This window comes from Streptomyces sp. NPDC060000, assembly GCF_042737375.1.
Classification (GTDB): Bacteria; Actinomycetota; Actinomycetes; order Streptomycetales; family Streptomycetaceae; genus Streptomyces.
The window spans coordinates 9,147-31,699 of record NZ_JBHWUU010000046.1 but is presented as its reverse complement, the minus strand read 5'-3'; the positions used below and the strand labels follow the sequence as shown (position 1 = coordinate 31,699).

Below are 22,553 nucleotides of genomic sequence, written 5' to 3'. Positions count from 1 at the left end.
GGTCGGCAGAGACCAGCGGGACAGCGGGAACCGCAGGGTCGGCAGAGACCAGCGGGACAGCGGGGACAGCGGGAACCGCGGGGCAGTGGGCTAGGCCCGCTGCCCGTACCCGCGCAGTCGTTCGCCCGCCTCCGCGACCTGTTCCTCCGTCAGGAGCGAGGGGCTCAGGCCGGGTACCGACGCGGCCGTCAGCCACAGGCGGCACATCCACTCCAGCTGGGCCGTGCGGTCGTAGGCCTGGTCGAGGGTGTCGCCGTAGGTGAGGGTGCCGTGGTTCTGCAGGAGGCAGCCGCTGCGGCCGGCGAGGGCCCGGAGCATGTTCTCGGCCAACTCCTCGGTGCCGTAGGTCGCGTAGGGGGCGACCCGGACCGGGCCGCCGAGCGCGCCCGCCATGTAGTGGACGCGGGGCAGCTCGGTGACGAGTGTCGAGACGGCGGTCGCGTGCACGGCGTGGGTGTGGACGACCGCCTCGGCGTCCGTGGTGCGGTAGACGGCGAGGTGCATGGGCAGCTCGCTCGTCGGGCGCAGGGTGCCGAGCACCTGCCGGCCGGTGAGGTCGACGCCCGTGACGTCGTCCGGGGTGAGCCTTTCGTAGGGCACGCCCGACGGTGTGACCAGCACGGTGTCGCCGACACGTACGGAGACGTTGCCCGAGGTGCCGACGACCAGCTGGTCGGTCACCGTGCGGCGGGCCGTCGTGACGAGCGCCTCCCAGGCCCGCGCCTCCTCGAGGACGGCATGCCTGCCCCGCCGCTCTTCCGTGCCCGGTGCGCCGTCCCGGTGACCCCGGGTCTCCCCCTGCTCGCGTCGCTGCTCAGCCATGCCGCGATCCTGCCAGGAGCCGCCGGGGGGCGCCGGGGGCGCGGGCAGTGCCGGCCGGAAGTCGCGCCTCCGGAAGGCCGCATATCGGCATACTTCACTTCCTTGAGGTGATCGGCCGGAGATCGACCGTCATTCACCGATGTCCGCGGAGCTACCCCTAGCCTCTGGACGGCTTTCGTGCGCGCCGCCGTTCCGGGGGAATCATGGCTCGCGCCCACCATCCGTCGCCGCGTCGCCACGGCCGCGCCTGGGCGGCCTGCGCCGTGGTGCCGGCCGCGGTCGGCACCGCGCTCACTCAGACGCCCGCCCGGAGCGGCGGTGCCGCCGAGGGGACACGACGTCTCGTCCCACCGGAAGACCGTCGACCGGCCGAGGGCGAAGGCCGTGGGGGCGCGGTTCGTCCACGTCAGGGCGACCGAGGGCACCGCCCATCGCAATCCCCGTTCCGGGGCGCGGTACGACGGAGCGGCCGCCGCGGGCCTGTTCCACGGCTCGTACCACTTCGCCCTGCCGGACGGGGGCTCGGGCAAGGCACGGGCGGCGCATTTCGTACACAATGGCGGCCACTGGAACGCGGGCGGCCGGGCCCTGCCGCCCGCCCTCGACATCGAGTACGACCCCTACGACAGCGGGCGCCCGTGCTACGGCCCGACCAAGGCGAAGACGGTCGCCCGGACGGGGCTTTCAGCGACGAGCGTGCACCGGCCGACCGGCGGCGCCCGGCGATCTGCCCGACGGCCCACTGGTGGAACCTCCGCACGGGCGGCAGCGGCGCCTTCGCCGCGGATCACGCCCTGTGGATCGCCCGTCACCAGGCGTCCGACATGGGAATCCCGCCCTCCGGATGGCCCACCTGGGCCTTCTGGCGGTACGCCGACAGCAGCGATCCGCCGTGTGACCAGAATCTCTTTCACGGCTCCGAGAGCGAGCTGCCGAGGTTCGCCAACGCCGGGTGACCGTCCGACGCCTGCCCGGTCCCCCGCCGCGCGAAGAGGCACCCCTTCGAACCCTCGCGTACAGACACCCGGATGCCCTTCCCAGTTCATCTTCCGTTCACCCAGATTGCTTACGGTCAACCAGCCAATGACTTCGAACGATTGCCTGGGTAAATGGAAAACTTCTCGCTGATCCTCGCGATTGTGGTCGTAACCGCACTCGCGTTCGATTTCACGAACGGTTTTCACGACACCGCCAACGCGATGGCCACCACCATCTCGACCGGTGCACTCAAGCCCAAGGTCGCGGTGGCCATGTCCGCCGCGCTCAACCTTGTGGGCGCCTTCCTCTCGGTGGAGGTCGCCAACACGATCTCCAAGGGTCTCGTCGACGAGACCGGCATCCGTCCCGAGGTCATCTTCGCCGCCCTGGTCGGCGCGATCCTCTGGAACCTGCTGACCTGGCTGGTGGGTCTGCCCTCCAGCTCCTCGCACGCCCTGATGGGCGGTCTGATCGGCGCCACCATCGCCTCGGCCGGTACCGGCGCGGTGCACGGTGACGCCCTGGTCACCAAGGTGCTGATCCCGGCGATCGCGGCACCGATCGTCGCGGGCGTCGCGGCGATGCTCGCGACCCGCCTCTCGTACACCCTCGGCAAGAAGGCCGACGGCAAGGCTGCGGCCAAGGGCTACCGCACGGGTCAGATCGCCTCGGCCGGCCTGGTCTCCCTCGCGCACGGCACCAACGACGCGCAGAAGACGATGGGCATCATCACCCTGGCCCTGGTCGCCGGTGGCGTCGTGGCCCCCGACTCCGACCCGCCCACCTGGGTGATCCTCTCCGCCGGTATGGCCATCGCGCTCGGCACCTACCTGGGCGGCTGGCGCATCATCCGCACCATGGGCAAGGGCCTGACCGACCTCCAGCCGCAGCAGGGCTTCGCCGCCCAGACCAGCGCGGCCACGGTCATCCTGGCCTCCTCCCACCTCGGCTTCTCCCTCTCCACCACGCACTCGGTCTCCGGTTCGGTGATGGGTGCGGGGCTGGGCCGCAAGGGCGGCGTGGTCCGCTGGTCGACGGCGACCCGCATGTTCGTCGCGTGGGGCCTGACGCTTCCGGCCGCGGCCCTGGTGGGCGCGCTCGCCGAGTCCGTCACCGACCTGGGCGACTGGGGCACGGCCGTCGTCGCGGTCTTCCTGATCGCCTCCAGCGCGGCCATCTGGAAGATCTCCCGGCGCGAGGTCGTCGACGCCTCGAACGTCAACGAGGCCGAGGAGCCGGCCGGCGTCATCACGACGGCGATCGCCGCCGTCGCCCCGCCGCCCACGGGCACGCTCCCCGAGGACCTCACCACGGACCTGACGGCCACGATCCCCGCCCCGGCCACGGAGCCCGTGACCCCCGCCGCTCCCCCGGCCGCGGCCGTCTGAGCCCGCGCACCCGGTACGAAGGAAGAGAAGCAGCATGACAATCGACTGGGCAGCCCTTGGCTCCGTCTTCGGCGTCAGCCTCGTGGTCACCGTGGGCCTCGTGGCCCTCTTCACCCTCGGCATCATGGGCCTGTCGCGGCAGGAACGCGCGACGGCGGAGGGCGGCTCTGCCACCCTCGCGGTGACCGGCGCGTACGCGTGCTTCGCGGCCTGCGCGGCGGCCGTGGCCTACGGGATCTCACTGATCGTCGCCTGACGCACCATCGGACACCCCTGGGGTGCGGGACGGATCACCGTCCCGCACCCTTCGGTCTTTGTGACGCCGCCGATCGGCCCTGTGTGGGGTTCTGCACACTCTCCCCTCGCAGGTCAACAGCAAGTTGACGGCTCTTCCGGGCCCGTGGTGGACTGCCCGGGCCATGTACGGCGGCAGAAGAGGAAGCCGGTGCGAATCCGGCGCGGTCCCGCCACTGTCACCGGGGTAGAAACCCCGGGAGCCAGGAACTCTCGCCGCCGGTCTCGTCGAACCAGGGCGTGGACACCCTGAGTGAGGACATATCGCCATGCTCGCTCGGCCGTTGAGGTACCACGCCAGGTCGCTGCCCGACCGCACGGCCGGCTGAGCCGATGCGTGCCGATCGCCTCTACGCGTACGGCGCCGCCACCGGCCTTCTTGGCGACCTGCTGCTCGGCGATCCGCGCCGAGGGCATCCGGTCGCCGCGTTCGGGCGGGCCGCAGGCGCCGTGGAGCGGGCGCTGTGGCGGGACCACCGGGGGTGGGGCGCCCTCCACGCCGTCGTGTGCGCCGGTGGGGCCGTGGGCCTGGGAGCCGTCGCCGAGAAGGCCGTACGCCGTTCCCCCGCCGCCACCGTCGCTCTCGTCTCCGCCGCCGCCTGGGCCGTAGTCGGGGGCAGTTCCCTGGTCCGGGAGGCCCGGGTCATCGGGCGGGCGCTCGAAGCGGGGGACGTCGAGGCCGCCCGGGAGCGGCTGCCGCACCTGTGCGGGCGGGACCCGCAGGCCCTGGACGCCGACGGGATCGCCCGGGCGGTCGTGGAGTCCGTCGCCGAGAACACCTCCGACGCCGTCGTGGGGGCGCTGGTGTGGGGTGCCGTGGGCGGGGTGCCGGGACTGCTCGGGTTCCGGGCCGTCAACACCCTGGACGCCATGGTCGGGCACCGGTCGCCGAGATATCTGCGCTACGGCTGGGCCGCAGCCCGCCTCGATGACGTCGCCGGCTGGCCGGGAGCCCGGCTGACCGCCGTGCTCGCCGCCGTCGCGGGCGACGATCCGCGGGGTGCGGTACGGGCCTGGCGTGCCGACGCCCGCCGGCATCCGAGCCCCAACGCCGGGCCGGTGGAGGCGTCGTTCGCGGGCGCCCTCGGGGTGCGGCTGGGCGGGACCCTGTCGTACGCCGGGCGGGTCGAGCACCGGCCCGTGCTGAACGGGGCGGCCGGACGGCCCGTCGTCGCCCGGGACATCGAACGCGCCGCACGGCTCTCCCGCCGCGTCGGCCTGCTCGCGCTCGGCGTGACCGTCGCCGCCCGCCTCGTCGCCACCGGCGTCCTCGCGAGGAACCAGAGGAACCAGAGAAGCCAGAGGAACCAGCTGAAGGGGCGTACGTCATGAGCGGGGGTCTCCTCGTCGCCGGCACCACCTCCGACGCCGGCAAGAGCGTCGTCACGGCCGGGATCTGCCGGTGGCTGGTGCGGCAGGGGGTGAAGGTGGCGCCCTTCAAGGCGCAGAACATGTCCCTCAACTCCTTCGTGACGCGGGAGGGCGCCGAGATCGGGCGGGCCCAGGCCATGCAGGCCCAGGCCTGCCGGGTGGAGCCGACCGCGCTGATGAACCCCGTGCTGCTCAAGCCGGGCGGTGAGCAGAGCAGTCAGGTCGTGCTGCTCGGCAAGCCGGTGGGCGAGATGAGCGCTCGTGGCTATCACGGGGGGCGGCAGCAGAAACTCCTCGGAACCGTTCTCGACTGCCTCGCCGAGTTGCGGGGCACGTATGACGCGGTGATCTGTGAGGGGGCGGGCAGTCCGGCCGAGATCAACCTTCGGCGGACCGACATCGTGAACATGGGGATCGCGCGGGGCGCGCGGCTGCCCGTGCTCGTCGTCGGCGACATCGACCGCGGCGGCGTCTTCGCCTCCTTCTTCGGCACCGTCGCCCTGCTCTCGCCCGAGGACCAGGAGCTGGTCGCCGGGTTCCTGGTCAACAAGTTCCGGGGGGACGTCTCCCTGCTGGAGCCCGGCCTGGACATGCTGCACGGGCTCACCGGTCGGCGGACGTACGGCGTGCTGCCGTTCCGGCACGGGCTCGGGATCGACGAGGAAGACGGACTGCGGGTCTCGCTGCGGGGGACCGTGCGGGAGTCGAACACCGCCCCGCCCGTCGGCGAGGACGTCCTGCGGGTCGCCGTCTGCGCCGTCCCGCTCATGTCCAACTTCACGGACGTGGACGCGCTGGCCGCCGAACCCGGTGTCGTCGTGCGGTTCGTGGACCGGCCCGAGGAACTGGCCGACGCCGACCTGGTGGTGATCCCGGGGACCCGGGGCACCGTGCGCGCCCTGGAGTGGCTGCGCGAGCGGGGGCTGGCCGAGGCCATTCTCCGCAGGGTCGCCGAGCAGCGGCCCGTCCTCGGCGTCTGCGGGGGTTTCCAGATCCTCGGCGAGCACATCGAGGACGAGGTCGAGAGCCGGCTCGGACACGTGGAGGGCCTCGGAGTCCTCCCGCTCCGGGTGCGGTTCGCCCGCGAGAAGACCCTCACCCGGCCCGTCGGGGAAGCCCTCGGCGAGCGGGTCGAGGGGTACGAGATCCATCACGGGGTCGCGGAGGTCACCGGCGGGGAGCCGTTCATGTCCGACGACCGGGGTCACAGCCTGGACGGCTGCCGGGTCGGGCAGACCTGGGGCACGCACTGGCACGGCTCACTGGAGTCGGACGGATTCCGGCGGGCCTTCCTGCGCGAGGTGGCGGCCGCCGCGGGCCGTCGTTTCGTGCCCGCCGCCGACACCTCGTTCGCCGGGCTGCGCGAGGAGCAGCTCGACCGGCTCGGCGACCTGATCGAACAGCACGCGGACACCGACGCGCTCTGGCGGCTCATCGAGTCGGGCGCGCCGCAAGGACTGCCATTCATTCCACCGGGAGCGCCCGCATGAGCACAGTGTTGTTGTTGTCGACCGCCGACACCGATCTGCTGGCGGCCCGGGCCGCCGCCGGTGCCTCGTACCGGATCGGCAACCCGACCCGGGTGGACGTCGCCGGGGAACTCCCCGCGCTCCTCGACGGCGCCGACATCGCGGTCGTACGGCTGCTCGGCGGCAAGCGGGCCTGGGAGGACGGGCTCGCCGCGCTCAGGGCGTCCGGGGTGCCGACCGTGCTGCTGGGCGGCGAGGCCGTACCCGACGCGGAGCTGATGGCCGAGTCGTCGGTGCCCGCCGGCGTGGTGGCGGAGGCGCTGCGGTATCTCGTCGAGGGCGGCCCGGCCAACCTGACCGAGCTGGCGCGCTTCCTCTCCGACACCGTGCTGCTGACCGGTGAGGGGTTCGTCGAGCCGCAGCAGATGCCCGAGTACGGCGTCCACGGCGAGCGTGCCTTCGTCGAGGGCCGGCCGACCATCGGGGTGCTCTTCTACCGGGCGCACGAGCTGAGCGGCAACACCGCCTTCGTGGACACGCTGTGCGACGCCGTCGAGGCACGCGGCGCCAACGCCCTTCCCGTGTACTGCGGTTCGCTGCGCGGGGCGGACCCGGGACTGTACGAGATCCTCGGGCGGACCGACGCGCTCGTCGCCACCGTGCTCGCGGCCGGCGGCGCCCACGCCTCGCAGGCCTCGGCGGGCGGGGACGAGGAGGCCTGGGACGTCGGCGCGCTCGCCGACCTCGACGTGCCCGTGCTGCAGGGGCTCTGTCTCACCTCGTCGAAGAGCGCCTGGGAGGCGTCCGACGCCGCCCTCTCCCCCATGGACGCGGCGATGCAGGTCGCCATCCCGGAGTTCGACGGGCGGATCGTCACGGTCCCCTTCTCCTTCAAGGAGCAGGGCCCGGACGACGTCCCGGTGTACATCGCCGACCCCGAGCGGGCCGGCCGCGTCGCCGGGATCGCCGTACGGCACGCCCGGTTGAAGTACAAGCCGAACGCCGACAAGAAGCTCGCGCTCGTCTTCACCGCCTACCCGACCAAGCACTCGCGGGTCGGCAACGCGGTCGGTCTCGACACACCCGCCTCGGCCATCCGGGTGCTCGACGCGCTGCGCGACGCGGGATACGGCGTCACCGGACACCCCGACAACGGCGACGAGCTGATCCACCGGCTGATCAACGCCGGTGGCCACGACGTCGAATGGCTCACCGAGGAGCAACTGGCCGCCGCGCCCGCGCGCGTACCGCTGGCCGACTACCGGGCGTGGTTCGACAAGCTCGAACCCGGACTGCGCGACGGCATGCTTCAGGCGTGGGGCGAGCCGCCGGGTGCGCTGTACGTCGACGGGGACGACATCGTGCTGGCCTCCCTGCAGTTCGGGAACGTCGTCGTGATGATCCAGCCGCCGCGCGGCTTCGGCGAGAACCCGATCGCGATCTACCACGACCCCGACATGCCGCCCTCGCACCACTACATGGCGGCCTACCGGTGGCTGGAGACCGCGACGTCGGAGGGCGGGTTCGGCGCCGACGCGATCGTGCACATGGGCAAGCACGGCACGATGGAGTGGTTGCCGGGCAAGGGGCTCGGGCTGAGCGGGGGCTGTGCCCCGGACGCCGTCCTCGGAGATCTGCCGCTCGTCTACCCGTTCATCGTCAACGACCCCGGTGAGGGCACCCAGGCCAAGCGGCGCGGGCACGCCACCGTCGTCGACCATCTCGTCCCGCCGATGGCGCGCGCCGACACCTACGGCGACCTGGCCAAGCTGGAGCAGCTCCTCGACGAGTACGCGCTCGTCTCCGACCTGGATCCGACGAAGGCGCCGGCTGTGCGCGCGCAGATCTGGACGCTGGTCAAGGCGGCGGAGCTGCACAACGACCTGCATGTGGACGAGCAGCCGGGCGACGACGATTTCGACTCCTTCGTCATGCACATCGACGGCTATCTGTGCGAGATCAAGGACGTGCAGATCAGGGACGGGCTGCACATCCTCGGCGGCGGTCCGGTCGGCGAGGCGCGGGTGAACCTCGTGCTGGCCGTGCTGCGCGCCTCGCAGGTGTGGGGCGGGCAGGCGAACGCGCTGCCGGGGCTGCGGGCCGCGCTGGCCGCGCATTTCGGGCTGGTCGAGAAGGAGCTGCTCGCCGAGCCGGGGGCGCCGGTGAAGGTGCCGGTCGAGCTGACGGATCTCGTCGAGGGGCCCGCCCGTACCGGCGCCGACGCCATCGACCTGCTGGAGCAGCTGTGCCGGCGGTTCGCGGAGGGCGCGGAGGAGAGCGGGTGGGCGCGGGCCGAGAGCCGTGCGCTGGTGCGTGAGGTGCTGGGCACCGAACTCCCGGACGCCGTCGCGGTGCTGGAGTTCGCGTGCGCCGAGGTCGTACCGCGGCTGGCGAGGACGACCGACGAGATCGGGCACATCCTCAAGGCGCTGAACGGCGGTTACGTCCCGGCCGGTCCGTCGGGCTCCCCGACGCGCGGGCTGGTCAACGTGCTGCCGACCGGGCGCAACTTCTACTCGGTCGACCCCAAGGCCATTCCCTCCAGGCTGAGTTGGGAGGTCGGGCAGTCCCTCGCCGACTCCCTCGTGCAGCGGTATCTCCAGGACACCGGCGACTACCCGAAGTCCGTCGGCCTGACGGTCTGGGGCACCTCCGCGATGCGCACCCAGGGCGACGACATCGCCGAGATCCTGGCACTGCTGGGCTGCCGCCCGGTGTGGGACGACGCCTCACGGCGGGTGACCGGGTTCGAGGTGGTGCCGCTGTCGGAACTCGGCCGGCCGCGTATCGACGTGACCGTCCGTATCTCCGGCTTCTTCCGGGACGCGTTCCCGCACGTGGTGGGGCTGATCGACGACGCGGTGCGGGCGGTGGCCGAGCTGGCCGAGCCCGCCGAGTCCAACTTCGTGCGCGCCCACGTGGACGAGGACGCCGCCGCGCACGGCGACCGGCGGCGCGCGACGGCCCGTATCTTCGGCTCGAAGCCGGGGGCCTACGGGGCGGGTCTGCTGCCCCTGATCGATGCCCGCAACTGGCGCTCGGACGCGGACCTCGCCGAGGTGTACGCCGTCTGGGGCGGTTACGCCTACGGGCGCGGGCTCGACGGGCGGGCGGCCCGCGGGGACATGGAGACGGCGTTCAGGCGGATCGCCGTCGCCGCCAAGAACGTGGACACGCGTGAGCACGACCTCGTCGACGCCGACGACTACTTCCAGTACCACGGCGGCATGGTCGCCATGGTCCGGCACCTCACGGGCGCCAACCCCGAGGCGTACGTGGGTGATTCGGCGACGCCGGACCAGGTGAAGACGCGCACGCTGGGCGAGGAGACGCACCGCGTGTTCCGGGCCCGGGTGGTCAACCCGCGCTGGATGGCGGCCATGCGCCGGCACGGCTACAAGGGCGCCTTCGAGATGGCGGCGACCGTCGACTACCTGTTCGGCTACGACGCCACCGCCGGGGTGGTCGACGACTGGATGTACGAGAAACTCAGCGCCGAGTACGTCTTCGACGCGGAGAACCGGGACTTCATGAAGAAGTCCAACCCGTGGGCCCTGCGGGGCATCACCGAGCGGCTCCTCGAGGCCGCCGACCGCGGGCTGTGGGCCGAGCCGGACGCCGACACGATCGAGCGGCTGCGCGCCACCTACCTGGAACTGGAAGGCGACTTGGAGGGCGACGACAAGTGAGTACCCCGTTCCCGTTCACGGCCGTCGTCGGCCAGGACGACCTGCGGCTCGCGCTGCTGCTGAACGCCGTCTCGCCGGCGGTGGGCGGTGTGCTGGTCCGCGGCGAGAAGGGCACCGCCAAGTCCACGGCCGTGCGCGCCCTTTCGGCGCTCATGCCCACGCTGGACGTCGTCACCGGCTGCCGTTTCTCCTGCGACCCCGACTCCCCCGACCCCGCCTGCCCGGACGGGCCGCACGAGCCGGGGGCGTTCGAGACCCGGCCGGCCCGGATGGTCGAACTGCCCGTCGGCGCCTCCGAGGACCGGCTCGTAGGCGCCCTCGACATCGAGCGGGCGCTCGCCGAGGGCGTCAAGGCCTTCGAGCCGGGGCTGCTCGCGGACGCGCACCGCGGGATCCTGTACGTCGACGAGGTCAACCTCCTCCACGACCACCTGGTCGACCTGCTGCTGGACGCGGCCGCGATGGGGGCCTCGTACGTGGAGCGCGAGGGTGTCTCCGTACGCCATGCCGCGCGGTTCCTGCTCGTCGGGACCATGAATCCCGAAGAGGGCGAACTGCGGCCGCAGCTGCTCGACCGGTTCGGGCTGACCGTGGAAGTCGCCGCCTCGCGCGAGCCCGACCAGCGGGTGGAGGTCGTACGGCGACGGCTCGCCTACGACGACGATCCGGAAGGGTTCGCCGCGCGGTGGGCGGACGAGGAGAGCGCCGTACGCGGGCGGATCACGGCGGCGCGCGCGCTGCTGCCGTCGGTGCGGCTGGGCGACGGGGCGCTGCGGCAGATCGCGGCGACCTGCGCGGCTTTCGAGGTGGACGGCATGCGGGCCGACATCGTGATGGCGCGGACCGCGGTCGCGCTGGCCGCCTGGGCCGGACGGACCGACGTGCTCGCCGAGGACGTACGGCAGGCCGCCCTGCTCGCGCTGCCGCACCGGCGGCGGCGCAACCCCTTCGACGCGCCGGGACTCGACGAGGACAAGCTCGACGAGACGCTGGAGGAGTTCGGCGGCTCGGACGACGAGGACCCCGACCCCGACCCCGACGGGCCGGGCGGCGGGGACGGCGGGCAGCCGCCGCAGCCCGACGGTGACGGTCCACAGGGCGACGACACCGCCGACCGTCCCGAGACCGACGGTACCGACGGTACCGAAGAGGCGGGCGAGGGCGGGCAGCCGCAGCCCGCCGGCCCCGGTGCCAGGGAGCAGTCCGCCGTACGGGCCGCCGAGCCGTTCCGTACGAAGGTGCTGAGCGTGCCCGGGATCGGCGAGGGCGCCACCGGGCGGCGGTCGCGGGCGCGGACCGAGCACGGGCGGACCACCGGGGCCCGACGGCCCCGGGGCGCCCTGACCAAGCTGCACCTGGCGGCGACCGTGCAGGCCGCCGCCCCGCACCAGCGGGCGCGGGGGCGGTCCGGGCCGGGCCTGGTGGTGCGCCGGGACGATCTGCGGCAGGCGACCCGGGAGGGGCGCGAGGGGAACCTCGTGCTGTTCGTCGTGGACGCGTCCGGGTCGATGGCGGCCCGGCAGCGGATGAGCGCGGTGAAGGGCGCCGTGGTGTCGCTGCTGCTCGACGCGTATCAGCGGCGGGACAAGGTGGGGCTCGTCACCTTCCGGGGGGCGGCGGCGGACGTCGCGCTGCCGCCCACCTCGTCGGTGGACGCGGCCGCCGTACGGCTGGAGTCGCTGCCCACCGGCGGGCGGACACCGCTCGCCGCCGGGCTGCTCAAGGCGCACGACGTGCTGCGCGTGGAGCGGCTGCGGGACCCGGCACGGCGGGCACTGGTCGTGGTCGTGACCGACGGACGGGCCACCGGCGGCCCGGAGCCGGTCGCTCTCGCCGGGCGGGCGGCGCGGCTGTTCGCCGCCGAGGGGATCGCCTCCGTGGTCGTCGACTGCGAGTCGGGGCCCGTGCGGCTGGGGCTCGCGGGGCAGCTCGCGGGTGAGCTGGCGGGTACCGCCGTGACGCTGGACGAGTTGCGGGCGGACTCCATCGCCGGGTTGGTCAGGGACGTGCAGGGGACTTCGAGGAGGGCCGCGTAATGCCTCAGGGACAGCCGAGTGTGGTGCCGGACGACGGGTTGACCACGCGTCAGCGACGTAACCGGCCGCTGGTCGTCGTGCACACGGGGGTGGGCAAGGGCAAGTCCACCGCCGCGTTCGGGCTGGCGCTGCGGGCCTGGAACCAGGGGTGGCCGATCGGGGTGTTCCAGTTCGTCAAGTCGGCGAAATGGAAGGTCGGCGAGGAGAACGCGCTGCGCGTGCTCGGCGCCTCCGGCGAGGGCGGTTCCGTCGACTGGCACAAGATGGGCGAGGGCTGGTCCTGGGTGCAGCGGGACCTCCAGGGTGACAACTCGACCAACGAGGAGAAGGCCCGCGAGGGCTGGGAACAGGTCAAGCGGGACCTCGCCGCCGAGACGTACCAGCTGTACGTGCTCGACGAGTTCGCCTATCCCATGCACTGGGGGTGGGTGGACGTCGACGAGGTCGTCGCTGTCCTGCGGGATCGGCCCGGGACCCAGCATGTCGTGATCACCGGGCGGAACGCGCCCGAGAAGCTGGTCGAGTTCGCCGATCTCGTCACCGACATGTCCAAGGTCAAGCATCCGATGGACGCGGGACAGAAGGGGCAGCGGGGTATCGAGTGGTGACGCCGTGCTGACTTCCCCTTCCTCCTCGTCTCCTTCGCCTTCTTCGTCCTCTTCGCTCTCCGTCCCTCGGCTGGTCATCGCCGCGCCGTCCTCCGGCAGCGGCAAGACCACCGTCGCCACCGGGTTGATGGCCGCGTTCGCCGCGCGCGGGCTCGCCGTGTCCCCGCACAAGGTCGGGCCGGACTACATCGACCCCGGGTACCACTCGCTCGCGACCGGGCGGACGGGGCGCAACCTCGACGCGTACCTGTGCGGGCCCGAGCTGATCGGGCCGCTGTTCGCGCACGGGGCGCGCGGGTGTGACATCGCCGTCGTCGAGGGTGTGATGGGGATGTTCGACGGGGCCGCGGGGGAAGGTGAACTGGCGTCCACCGCTCAGGTGGCGAAGTTGCTCCGGGCGCCGGTCGTGCTCGTCGTCGACGCCTCGTCGCAGTCGCGGTCCGTGGCCGCGCTCGTGCACGGGTTCGCCTCCTGGGATCCGGAGGTACGGATCGGGGGCGTGATCTTGAACAAGGTCGCATCCGACCGGCATGAGGAGTTGTTGCGGGAGGCGTTGGAGTCGGCGGGGGTGCCCGTTCTGGGGGTGCTGCGGCGGATGGCTCAGGTGGATACGCCGTCCCGGCATCTGGGGTTGGTGCCGGTCGCCGAGCGGCGGGCTGACGCGGTGGAGGCGGTCGCGGCGATGGCCGCGCAGGTTTCGCACGGGTGCGATCTTGAGGCGTTGGTCGCGTTGGCGCGGGGCGCCGGGGCGTTGTCCTGTGCGGCCTGGGACGCGGCCGAGGCGCTTGTTTCTTCGCCCCAGCCGCCCCTTCCCGTTCCCGACCCCGGGGGCTCCGCCCCCAGACCCCCGTCGGCCCCGAAAGGGACTCGTCCTCGAACGCCGGACGGGCTGAGCGAGAACGGCCCGGCCCGCAAAGTGCGGGTTGCCGTCGCCGGTGGGGCTGCCTTCAGCTTTTCCTACGCCGAGCATGCCGAACTGCTTGCCGCCGCCGGGGCCGAGGTCGTCGTTTTTGATCCGCTTCGGGATGAGGGGCTTCCTGAGGGGACCGCCGGGTTGGTGATCGGCGGTGGGTTTCCCGAGGTGTACGCCGCCGAGTTGTCGGGCAACGAGGCGCTGCGCAAGGAGGTCGCCGCGCTCGCGGAGTCCGGTGCTCCGGTCGCCGCCGAGTGCGCCGGGCTGCTCTACCTGTGCCGGGAGCTGGACGGGCGGCCCATGTGCGGGGTGCTCGACGCCACCGCGCGGATGAGCGAGCGGCTCACCCTCGGGTACCGGGACGCCGTGGCCGTGAGCGACAGTGTGCTGGCCGTGGCCGGGACGCGGATGCGCGGGCACGAGTTCCACCGGACCGTCGTCGAACCCGGCTCGGGGGCCGCTCCCGCCTGGGGTGTGCGGGCCCCACGGCAGGTCGAAGGCTTTGTGCAACGCGGTGTGCACGCGAGTTATCTGCACACGCACTGGGCGTCCGAGCCCGGTGTGGCCCGTCGGTTCGTGGAGAGGTGCCGGACGTCATGAGCGACAGCAGGTTGATCGGAGTCGGGGTGGGGCCCGGCGATCCCGAGCTGGTGACCGTCAAGGGGGTCAACGCGCTGCGGGCCGCCGAGGTCGTCGTCGTGCCCGTGATGGACAGCGGGGAGCGGGGACGGGCCGAGGCCACCGTGCTGCACTACGTGCCTCAGGAGAAGGTCGTCCGGGTGGTGTTCGCGCTCAACGAGCGGACCGACCGGGCGCGGCGGGAGGCCGCCTGGGACACCGCCGGGGAGCGGGTCGCCGGGTTGCTGCGGCAGCACGGCAGTGTGGCCTTCGCGACCATCGGTGATCCCAACGTGTACTCCACCTTCACCTATCTCGCGCAGACCATCGTGGAGTCGGTGCCCGGTGTGGTGATCGAGACCGTCCCGGGGATCACCGCCATGCAGGATCTCGCGGCGCGGTCGGGTGCCGTGCTGACCGAGGGCACCGAGCCGTTGACGCTGGTGCCGGTGACCGCGGGTTCGGCCGTGCTGAAGGACGCGCTCGCCGGGCCGGGGACCGTCGTCGCCTACAAGTTCGGGCGGCAGGCCGCCGAGGTCGCGGAGGCGCTGCGGGAGACCGGGCGGCTCGGGGACGCCGTGTGGGGGTCGGCGCTGGGTCTCGCGGAGGAGTCCATCCGGTCCGCCGAGGAACTGGACGGCGAGCCGCTTCCCTACCTCTCCACGCTCATCGCGCCCGCGCGGCGCGAGGGCGGCCGGGGCGGCAAGCTGTGAGTCCCTCCGCCGCCGGGGCACGAAACCACGGGTCCCGAGTCCATGCGTCACGAGGCCAGGCGTCACGAGGCCAGGCCCACCACCAGCCAGATGAAGGCGGCGCCCGCGATCGTGCACAGTACGGTCGAACGGGCGGGGTGTTCGTGGTGGGCCTCGGGGAGGATCTCGGCGGCCGCCAGGTACAGCAGCGCGCCGCCGAAGAAGCCCAGGTAGCCGCCGAGCAGCTGCTCCGGGATGGTGACGAAGGTCGTCGAGGCCGCGCCCACGACCGGTGCCGCCGCGTCCGCGAACAGCATGGCCAGGGCCTTGCGGCGGGCGTTCCCGTACAGGCTGGTGATCGTGTAGGTGTTGAAGCCGTCCGCGAAGTCGTGGGCGATGACCGCCAGGGCCACGGCGAGTCCCATCCCGCCGCCCACCTGGAACGCCGCGCCGATCGCCACACCGTCCATGGCGCTGTGGAAGACCATCGCCGCGGCCGCCGTCAGGCCGACCTCCGGGGCCCTGCCGTCGGCCGCCCGGTCGGCGTGGTGTCCGTGGCCGGGGTGCTCGTGCGGCGGAGCCGGGCAGGGGTGCTCCTCGGCGCCGTGCGCGGCCCGGCGTACCGCGAGCAGGCGTTCCACCAGATGGGCCAGCAGGAAGCCCGCCACGAAGAGCAGCAGCGCGGCCGGGACGCCGAAGACCTCCGTGCCGGCCGTCGCCAGGGCCTCCGGCAGCAGATCCAGGCCGACGACGCCCAGCATCAGTCCGCCGGCCAGGCCCAGCACCAGGTGGCGGCGGTCGGTCACGCGCTGTGCCGTCCAGCCGCCGGCCAGCGTCATGAGGAACGCGCCGAGCGCGACGAAGACCGCCATAGGCCCTTGCTATCCGATCAACCCCCGATCGCGCACATCCGCGCCGTCCGCTGACCCCGGAAAACACGGACAAAGCCCGCTATGAGAGGACCCGAACCCATGGCCGATGCCCCCACCGGCAAGGTGACCTTCGTCGGTGCCGGCCCCGGCGCCGCCGACCTGCTGACGTTCCGCGCGGCGCGTGCCATCGCCGACGCCGACGTCGTGATCTGGGCCGCGAGCCTGGTCCAGGCGGAGGTTCTCGAGCACGCGCGCGAGGGCGCGGAGATCCTCGACTCGGCGACCATGTCCCTGGAGGACGTCGTCGCCGTGTACGAGCGGGCCCGCCGGGAGGGGCTGAAGGTCGCCAGGATCCACTCCGGCGACCCCTCGCTCTGGGGCGGTACGCAGGAGCAGCTCGACCGGTGCGAGGAGATCGGCGTCGAGACCGAGATCGTGCCCGGGGTGTCATCGTTCTCGGCCGTCGCCGCGCTCGCGCGGCGCGAGCTGACGATTCCCGAGGTCGCGCAGTCCGTCGTGCTCACCCGGCTCGGCGGCGGCAAGACGCCGATGCCGCCCGGCGAGGAGGTGCGGGAGTTCGCCAGGCACGGCACGACCATGGCGATCTTCCTGTCGGCCGCCCGCAGCGGGCAGCTGGTGCGCGAGCTGCTGGAGGGCGGCTATCCGGCCACCACCCCGGTGGTCATCGCCTACCAGGCGACCTGGCCGGAGGAACTGGTCGTGCGCTGCACGATCGAGACGCTCGAGGAGACGGTCAAGGAGCACAAGCTCTGGAAGCACACCCTCTTCCTGGTGGGCCCGGCCCTCGACGCGCACGGCACCCGCTCGCACCTGTACCACCCCGGTCACTTCCACGGCTATCGCAAGGCCGACCCGGAGGCCCGCCGGGCGCTGCGGACGCGGGGTGCCAGTACGTGAACCGGCTGATCACCGTCGTCGGCACGGGGACGGGGACGGCGCCCGGAGCGGAGGTCCTCGCCGGCGCCGAGCTCGTCGTGGGCGGGCGGCGGCATCTGGACGCGGCGGAGCTGCCGGCGTCCGCCGAGCGGATCGAGCTCGGTCCGCTGGCCCCGGCCCTCGACACCGTCCGGGAGTACGTCGAGAAGGACCGGCGCGTGGTCGTGCTGGCCTCCGGCGACCCCGGGTTCTTCGGGATCGTGCGGGCGCTGGCCGAGCGGTTCGGGGCGCACCGGCTGGACGTCCGGCCCGGTGTCTCCTCGGTGGCCACCGCCTTCGCCCGGCTCGGTCTGACCTGGGACGACGCCGTCGTCGTCAGCGCGCACGGGCGGGATCCGCGGACGGCCGTCAACGTGTGCCGGGCGTATCCGAAGGTCGCCGTCCTGACCGGGCCGGGCGCCGGGCCCGCCGAGCTGGGCGCCGCGCTCACGCGCAGCGCGCCCGGACGGGTGCTCGTCGTCGCCTCCGCGCTGGGTGACCCGGCGGGCGAGCGCGTGGAGCGCGTCTCCCCCGCCGAGGCCGCCGGACGCGACTGGGGTACGGCGGTGAGTGTCGTCCTGTGCCTGGACGAGGCGCGGGCGTCGGGTCCCGTGCGGACCGTGGCCGGGCCGGGGGTCCGGCCCGCCGGATGGGCGCTGGACGAGGGCGCCTTCGCCCACCGCGACTCGATGATCACCAAGTTCGAGGTGCGGGCGCTGGCCCTGGCCCGGCTCGGGCCGCGCCCCGGCGACCTGCTCTGGGACGTGGGCTCCGGGTCGGGGTCCGTGGCCGTGGAGTGCGCGCGGCTCGGCGCCGCCGTGAGCGCGGTCGAGCGGGCGGCGGACGGGGCCGCGCGGATCCGCGCCAACGCCGAGGCGCACGGCGTCGATGTGCAGGTGGTGCACGGGACCGCGCCGGACGCGCTGGCCGGACTCGACGATCCCGACGCCGTGTTCGTCGGCGGCGGCGGGCGCGAGCTGCCCGGCATCGTCGGCGTGTGCGCGCGGCGGGCCCGGCGGACCGTGGTGGTCGCGATGGCCGCGCTCGACCGGGTCCCGGCGGTGCGCGCGGCGCTGACGGACGCCGGGTACGACGCCGACGGGGTGCTGTTGCAGTCCTCGCGTCTCGCGCCGCTGCCGGGTGATGTGACCCGGCTCGCGGCGACCAATCCGGTTTTCCTGCTGTGGGGAACCAGAACCCCCCTTTCTGAAGAAGGAGTTGCTCAGTGATCGGCCTCATTTCCGCCACCGCGGCGGGGGCGGTGGCGCGCGACCGGCTGGCCGCGGCCTGGCCGGACCGCACGCGCGTGTACGACGGACCCGTCGGGGACGCCGTACGGCGGGCGTTCGCGGAGTGCGAGCAACTGGTGTGTTTCCTGGCGACGGGGGCGGTCGTCCGGCTGGTCGCGCCGCTGCTCGCCGACAAGGCGTCCGACCCCGGCGTGGTGTGCGTCGACGAGGCCGGGCGGTTCGCCGTGTCGCTGGTCGGCGGGCACGGCGGCGGAGCCAATGAACTTGCCCTGTCCGTGGGCGAGTTGCTGGGTGCAAGGCCGGTGGTGACCACGGCCACGGACGCCGTCGGCATCCCCGGTCTCGACACCCTCGGTCTTCCCGTGGAGGGTGATGTGGCCGGCGTGACACGGGCCCTGCTGGACGGGGAGCCGGTCGCGCTGGACGCCGAGGTGGCGTGGCCGCTGCCGCCGGTGCCGTTCGCGGAGCGGGGGGCCCACACCGTGCGGCTGACGGACCGCGCCGTCGAACCCGGCGCGCGGGAGGTCCTCCTGCGTCCGCCGTCCCTCGTCGTCGGTGTCGGCGCGTCCAGGGGCGCCCCGGCCGACGAGGTGCTCGCGCTGGTCGAGGGCGTGCTGCGGGAGGCGGGGCTGTCCGCCCGCAGTGTCGCCGAGCTGGCCACCGTCGACGCCAAGGCGGAGGAGCCGGGCATCGTGGAGGCCGCCCGGCGGCTCGGGGTGCCCGTGGTGACGTACTCGGCCGAGGAGCTGGCGGGCGTCGAGGTGCCGAACCCGTCGGACGCGCCGCTCGCCGCGGTCGGCACGCCGTCCGTGGCGGAGGCGGCGGCGCTGATCGGCGGGGGCGAACTCCTGGTCCCCAAGCGGAAGTCGGCCGGGGTTCCCGCGACGGCGACCTGCGCGGTCGTACGGCGGCCGGGGCGCGGACGGCTCGCGGTCGTCGGGCTCGGGCCCGGGGCACGGGACCTGCTGACGCCCCGCGCGAAGGCCGAGCTGGAGCGGGCGTCGGTGCTGGTCGGCCTCGACCAGTACGTCGACCAGATCCGCGACCTGCTGCGGCCCGGCACCCGGATCCTGGAGTCGGGGCTCGGGGCCGAGGAGGAGCGGGCCAGGACGGCCGTCGAGGAGGCCCGGCGCGGACAGGCCGTCGCGCTGATCGGCAGCGGGGACGCGGGCGTGTACGCGATGGCCTCCCCCGCGCTCGCCGAGGCCTCCGACGACATCGACGTGGTCGGGGTGCCGGGGGTGACCGCCGCGCTCGCGGCCGGCGCGATCCTCGGCGCGCCGCTGGGCCACGACCATGTGTCGATCAGTCTGTCGGATCTGCACACGCCGTGGGAGGTAATCGAGCGGCGGGTGCGGGCGGCGGCCGAGGCGGACATCGTCGTCACCTTCTACAACCCCCGGTCCCGGGGCCGCGACTGGCAGCTGCCCAAGGCGCTGTCGATCCTCGCCGGGCACCGGGAGCCGACGACTCCGGTGGGTGTCGTACGCAACGCCTCGCGCCCGGACGGGACCGCGCGGCTGACGACCCTCGAGGAACTCGACCCGGCGTGGGTCGACATGATGACGGTCGTCACCGTGGGCAACACGGCGACCCGGAACATCGCCGGGCGCATGGTGACGCCCCGCGGCTACCGCTGGCAGGGAAACTCCCCGCAGGAAGACCCCAAGGAGGGCGCCCGGTGAACCGTGTGGTCCACCCCATCGAGCAGGAGTCCTTCCGGCGGCTGCGGGCCCGCCTGGACACCTCGCGCTTCGCGCCGCTGAGCCGGGCGGTGGTGGAGCGCGTCATCCACTCCGCCGCCGATCTGGAGTACGCGAGCGATCTCGTGCTGGACGAGGGCGAGTTGGCGAAGGCGCACACCGCGCTGCACGCCGGGGCGCCCGTCGTCGTCGACGTGGAGATGGTGGCCGCGGGGATCACCCGGCGGGAGACCGTCTGCCGTCTCAAGGACGCCACGTCCGGCCCCGGGCTGACCCGGTCCGCCCACGCGATCCGGCTGGCGTACGAGGAGGTCGGGCCCGGCGCCCTCTGGGTGATCGGCTGCGCGCCGACCGCCCTGGAGGAGCTGCTGACGCTCGACGCCTCACCCGCGCTGGTCATCGGCCTGCCCGTCGGTTTCGTCGGAGCGGCCGAGTCGAAGGCCGCGCTCCGCGAGAGCGGGCTGCCCGCCGTGAGCAACGTGTCCGAGAAGGGCGGGTCGGCGGTCGCCGCCGCCGCGCTCAACGCCCTGCTCTACACATCTCTTCCGTCCCCCGCTTCGCCCTCCGAGGAGAAACAGTGACCACCCCGCCGCCCGCCCTGCTCATCGCCGGCCATGGCACCCGGGACGAAGCCGGAGCCGAGGCGTTCCGTGACTTCGTACGGGAGCTGGGCCGCCGCCATCCCGAACTGCCCGTCGCGGGCGGCTTCATCGAGCTGTCCCCGCCGCCGCTGGGCGAGGCGGTGGCGGAGCTGGTGGAGCGTGGCGTACGGCGGTTCGCCGCCGTGCCGCTGATGCTGGTGTCCGCCGGGCACGCCAAGGGGGACATCCCGGCGGCCCTGTCCCGCGAGAAGGAGCGGCACCCGGGCATCTCCTACACCTACGGGCGTCCGCTGGGCCCGCACCCGGCGCTGCTGAAGGTGCTGGAGCGGCGGCTCGGCGAGGCGCTGGGCACCGGGGGCCGTACCCCCGAGGACCTGGCCGACGTGACCGTGCTGCTGGTCGGGCGCGGGTCGACGGACCCGGACGCCAACGCCGAGGTGTACAAGGCGGCGCGGCTGCTGTGGGAGGGACGCGGGTACGCGGGCGTGGAGACCGCGTTCGTGTCGCTGGCCGCGCCGGACGTGCCGAGCGGGCTCGACCGGTGCGTGAAGCTGGGGGCCCGGCGGATCGTCGTCCTCCCCTACTTCCTGTTCACCGGGATCCTGCCGGACCGGGTGCGGCACCAGACCGAGGGCTGGGCGGCGGCGCATCCGGAGGTGGAGGTGCGGTCGGCGGACGTCATCGGTCCCGAGCCGGAGCTGCTCGACCTGGTGATGGAGCGGTACGAGGAGGCCGTCAAGGGCGACCTGCGGATGAACTGCGACTCCTGTGTGTACCGGATCGCGCTGCCGGGCTTCGAGGACAAGGTGGGCCTGCCGCAGCAGCCGCACTTCCACCCGGACGACGAGGATCACCACCACGACGGTCATCACCACGACGGCCACCATCACGGCCACGCGCACTCCCATGCGCGCTGAGGGGCCCGCCGAGGTGCATAACGGCGGTCACCACGGTGACGCCCTGGGGCACGCCGACGGTCACGACCTGCGCCACCACGGGGACGCCGAGGTGCGCGACGACGGCTCGGCACTCGTCGACCTCGCGGTGAACGTCCGCGCGGACACGCCCCCGCGCTGGCTGCGTGAGCGCGTCGCCGCGTCCCTGGCCAATCTCGCGGCCTACCCGGACGGGCGGGCCGCGCGGGCGGCGGTCGCGGCACGGCACGGGCTGCCCGTCGAGCGGGTGCTGCTGACGGCGGGCGCGGCGGAGGCGTTCGTGCTGCTGGCGCGTGCCCTGAAGGTCCGGCAACCCGTGGTCGTGCACCCGCAGTTCACGGAGCCGGAGGCGGCGCTGCGGGACGCCGGGCACAGCGTGGACCGGGTGGTGCTGCGAGCGGAGGACGGCTTCCGGCTGGATCCGGCGGCCGTTCCCGAGACGGCCGATCTGGTGGTGATCGGCAATCCGACGAACCCCACGTCGGTGCTGCACCCGGCGGAGACGGTCGCGCGGCTGGCCCGGGCCGGCCGGACGCTGGTGGTCGACGAGGCGTTCATGGACGCGGTGCCGGGCGAGCGGGAGGCCCTCGCCGGGCGGACGGACGTGCCCGGTCTCGTGGTGCTGCGCAGTCTGACCAAGACCTGGGGACTGGCGGGGCTGCGGATCGGCTACGTACTCGCCGCGCCGGAGACGATCGCCGAGCTGGAGCGGGCGCAGCCGTTGTGGCCGGTGTCGACGCCGGCGCTGGTGGCGGCGGAGGCGTGCATGGGGGCGCAGGCGCTGGCGGAGGCCGCACACGCCGCCCACCGTGTCGCCGCGGACCGGGCGCATCTCGTGGCCGGGCTGGAGGAGTTCGCCGTGGACGGGGTGCGGGTGGCGGGACCCGCCGACGGGCCCTTCGTCCTCGTACGGCTGCCCCGGGCCGGCGCCGTCCGCCGGCGGCTGCGCACCCTGGGGTTCGCGGTCCGGCGCGGGGACACCTTCCCGGGTCTTGACGAGGAGTGGCTGCGGCTGGCGGTACGGGACCGGGCGACGGTGAACCGTTTCCTCCAGGCACTGGACCAGGCGTTGGCACTCACCCGGGAGTGACGGCGGGGCACGCGGCCGCTGGGTGCGGACACGGGCGGGGCACACCTCGGGCGGGGCACGCCTCGGCCTGGACCCGGACACGGACGAGGCACATACCGGGACCCGAGCACGGACGGGCCACGGACCCGGACGCGGCACGAACCCGGACGGGCCACGGACCCGGACGCGGCACGAACCCGGACGGGCCACGGACCCGGACGCGGCACGAACCCGGACGGGCCACGGACCCGGACGCGGCACGAACCCGGACGGGCCACGGACCCGGACGCGGCACGAACCCGGACGGC

Annotated in this window: 18 protein-coding genes and 1 riboswitch; of the genes, 16 read left to right on the top strand and 2 right to left on the bottom strand. The window is 73.5% G+C overall.

What is annotated here, in order from left to right; all coding sequences use genetic code 11:
- Positions 1-90 precede the first annotated feature (90 nt).
- Positions 91-822 carry a class II aldolase/adducin family protein gene (locus tag ACFWBB_RS23675; protein ID WP_385275845.1) on the bottom strand — a complete coding sequence of 244 codons (732 nt, stop codon included), beginning with the start codon at positions 820-822 and terminating at the stop codon, positions 91-93.
- Between the two features lie 177 nt (positions 823-999).
- Here ACFWBB_RS23675 and ACFWBB_RS23670 point away from each other — a divergent pair, with 177 nt between their 5' ends.
- The 10 genes from ACFWBB_RS23670 (at position 1,000) to cobI (ending at position 14,899) form a co-directional block, all read left to right on the top strand.
- Entirely contained in the window at positions 1,000-1,950 is a 951-nt protein-coding gene (locus ACFWBB_RS23670) for a GH25 family lysozyme (protein WP_385275842.1), read from the top strand.
- A complete protein-coding gene (locus ACFWBB_RS23665) occupies positions 1,932-3,188 on the top strand; it encodes an anion permease (protein ID WP_385275839.1) in 1,257 nt (418 codons plus the stop codon). The genes ACFWBB_RS23670 and ACFWBB_RS23665 overlap by 19 nt, the downstream gene beginning before the upstream one ends.
- Positions 3,189-3,222: 34 nt before the next feature.
- Positions 3,223-3,444, top strand: coding sequence for a hypothetical protein (locus ACFWBB_RS23660; protein ID WP_385275836.1), 222 nt, complete (start codon positions 3,223-3,225; stop codon positions 3,442-3,444).
- A 131-nt stretch (positions 3,445-3,575) separates the two neighbouring features.
- Positions 3,576-3,718: riboswitch (cobalamin riboswitch) on the top strand.
- A gap of 97 nt (positions 3,719-3,815) precedes the next feature.
- Entirely contained in the window at positions 3,816-4,814 is a 999-nt protein-coding gene (locus tag ACFWBB_RS23655) for a cobalamin biosynthesis protein (protein ID WP_385275833.1), read from the top strand.
- Positions 4,811-6,343: a cobyric acid synthase gene (locus ACFWBB_RS23650; RefSeq protein WP_385275830.1), complete on the top strand. Its 1,533-nt coding sequence runs from the start codon at positions 4,811-4,813 to the stop codon at positions 6,341-6,343. Before ACFWBB_RS23655 ends, ACFWBB_RS23650 begins: the two co-directional genes overlap by 4 nt.
- Positions 6,340-10,011: a cobaltochelatase subunit CobN gene (cobN, locus tag ACFWBB_RS23645; RefSeq protein ID WP_385275827.1), complete on the top strand. Its 3,672-nt coding sequence runs from the start codon at positions 6,340-6,342 to the stop codon at positions 10,009-10,011. Before ACFWBB_RS23650 ends, cobN begins: the two co-directional genes overlap by 4 nt.
- A complete protein-coding gene (locus ACFWBB_RS23640; RefSeq protein ID WP_385275824.1) occupies positions 10,008-12,047 on the top strand; it encodes a putative cobaltochelatase in 2,040 nt (679 codons plus the stop codon). The genes cobN and ACFWBB_RS23640 overlap by 4 nt, the downstream gene beginning before the upstream one ends.
- Positions 12,047-12,655 (top strand): cob(I)yrinic acid a,c-diamide adenosyltransferase, encoded by a 609-nt coding sequence (gene cobO, locus ACFWBB_RS23635; protein ID WP_385275821.1) that lies wholly within the window; start codon positions 12,047-12,049, stop codon positions 12,653-12,655. The genes ACFWBB_RS23640 and cobO overlap by 1 nt, the downstream gene beginning before the upstream one ends.
- Positions 12,656-12,659: 4 nt before the next feature.
- The gene (locus ACFWBB_RS23630) at positions 12,660-14,168 is read left to right on the top strand and encodes a cobyrinate a,c-diamide synthase (RefSeq protein ID WP_385275819.1); all 1,509 of its coding nucleotides are present in this window, start codon (positions 12,660-12,662) and stop codon (positions 14,166-14,168) included.
- On the top strand, positions 14,153-14,899 hold the full coding sequence (gene cobI, locus ACFWBB_RS23625) for a precorrin-2 C(20)-methyltransferase (RefSeq protein WP_385275817.1): 747 nt from the start codon (positions 14,153-14,155) through the stop codon (positions 14,897-14,899). Before ACFWBB_RS23630 ends, cobI begins: the two co-directional genes overlap by 16 nt.
- Before the next feature lie 62 nt (positions 14,900-14,961).
- On the opposite strand, the gene ACFWBB_RS23620 is transcribed toward cobI, so the two are convergent.
- On the bottom strand, positions 14,962-15,750 hold the full coding sequence (locus ACFWBB_RS23620) for a ZIP family metal transporter (RefSeq protein WP_385275814.1): 789 nt from the start codon (positions 15,748-15,750) through the stop codon (positions 14,962-14,964).
- Between the two features lie 99 nt (positions 15,751-15,849).
- Here ACFWBB_RS23620 and cobM point away from each other — a divergent pair, with 99 nt between their 5' ends.
- From cobM to cobC, 6 genes are read left to right on the top strand one after another with little or no spacing between them, the layout of a single operon-like run.
- Positions 15,850-16,668: a precorrin-4 C(11)-methyltransferase gene (gene cobM / locus ACFWBB_RS23615; RefSeq protein WP_385275811.1), complete on the top strand. Its 819-nt coding sequence runs from the start codon at positions 15,850-15,852 to the stop codon at positions 16,666-16,668.
- 5 nt (positions 16,669-16,673) lie between these two features.
- On the top strand, positions 16,674-17,915 hold the full coding sequence (cbiE, locus tag ACFWBB_RS23610; RefSeq protein WP_385275975.1) for a precorrin-6y C5,15-methyltransferase (decarboxylating) subunit CbiE: 1,242 nt from the start codon (positions 16,674-16,676) through the stop codon (positions 17,913-17,915).
- Entirely contained in the window at positions 17,912-19,621 is a 1,710-nt protein-coding gene (gene cobJ / locus ACFWBB_RS23605) for a precorrin-3B C(17)-methyltransferase (RefSeq protein ID WP_385275808.1), read from the top strand. Before cbiE ends, cobJ begins: the two co-directional genes overlap by 4 nt.
- Positions 19,618-20,220 (top strand): precorrin-8X methylmutase, encoded by a 603-nt coding sequence (locus ACFWBB_RS23600; RefSeq protein WP_385275805.1) that lies wholly within the window; start codon positions 19,618-19,620, stop codon positions 20,218-20,220. The genes cobJ and ACFWBB_RS23600 overlap by 4 nt, the downstream gene beginning before the upstream one ends.
- Complete coding sequence (locus ACFWBB_RS23595) at positions 20,217-21,158, top strand: sirohydrochlorin chelatase (RefSeq protein WP_385275802.1); 942 nt, start codon at positions 20,217-20,219, stop codon at positions 21,156-21,158. Before ACFWBB_RS23600 ends, ACFWBB_RS23595 begins: the two co-directional genes overlap by 4 nt.
- The gene (gene cobC / locus ACFWBB_RS23590; RefSeq protein ID WP_385275799.1) at positions 21,148-22,266 is read left to right on the top strand and encodes an Rv2231c family pyridoxal phosphate-dependent protein CobC; all 1,119 of its coding nucleotides are present in this window, start codon (positions 21,148-21,150) and stop codon (positions 22,264-22,266) included. The genes ACFWBB_RS23595 and cobC overlap by 11 nt, the downstream gene beginning before the upstream one ends.
- Positions 22,267-22,553: the final 287 nt, after the last annotated feature.

Coding starts and splice junctions, on each gene's coding strand:
- ACFWBB_RS23675 (WP_385275845.1), bottom strand. CDS start 822: ATGGCTGAGCAGCGACGCGAGCAGGGGGAGACCCGGGGTCACCGGGAC.
- ACFWBB_RS23665 (WP_385275839.1), top strand. CDS start 1,932: ATGGAAAACTTCTCGCTGATCCTCGCGATTGTGGTCGTAACCGCACTC.
- ACFWBB_RS23660 (WP_385275836.1), top strand. CDS start 3,223: ATGACAATCGACTGGGCAGCCCTTGGCTCCGTCTTCGGCGTCAGCCTC.
- ACFWBB_RS23655 (WP_385275833.1), top strand. CDS start 3,816: ATGCGTGCCGATCGCCTCTACGCGTACGGCGCCGCCACCGGCCTTCTT.
- ACFWBB_RS23650 (WP_385275830.1), top strand. CDS start 4,811: ATGAGCGGGGGTCTCCTCGTCGCCGGCACCACCTCCGACGCCGGCAAG.
- cobN (WP_385275827.1), top strand. CDS start 6,340: ATGAGCACAGTGTTGTTGTTGTCGACCGCCGACACCGATCTGCTGGCG.
- cobO (WP_385275821.1), top strand. CDS start 12,047: ATGCCTCAGGGACAGCCGAGTGTGGTGCCGGACGACGGGTTGACCACG.
- ACFWBB_RS23620 (WP_385275814.1), bottom strand. CDS start 15,750: ATGGCGGTCTTCGTCGCGCTCGGCGCGTTCCTCATGACGCTGGCCGGC.
- cobM (WP_385275811.1), top strand. CDS start 15,850: ATGGCCGATGCCCCCACCGGCAAGGTGACCTTCGTCGGTGCCGGCCCC.
- cobC (WP_385275799.1), top strand. CDS start 21,148: ATGCGCGCTGAGGGGCCCGCCGAGGTGCATAACGGCGGTCACCACGGT.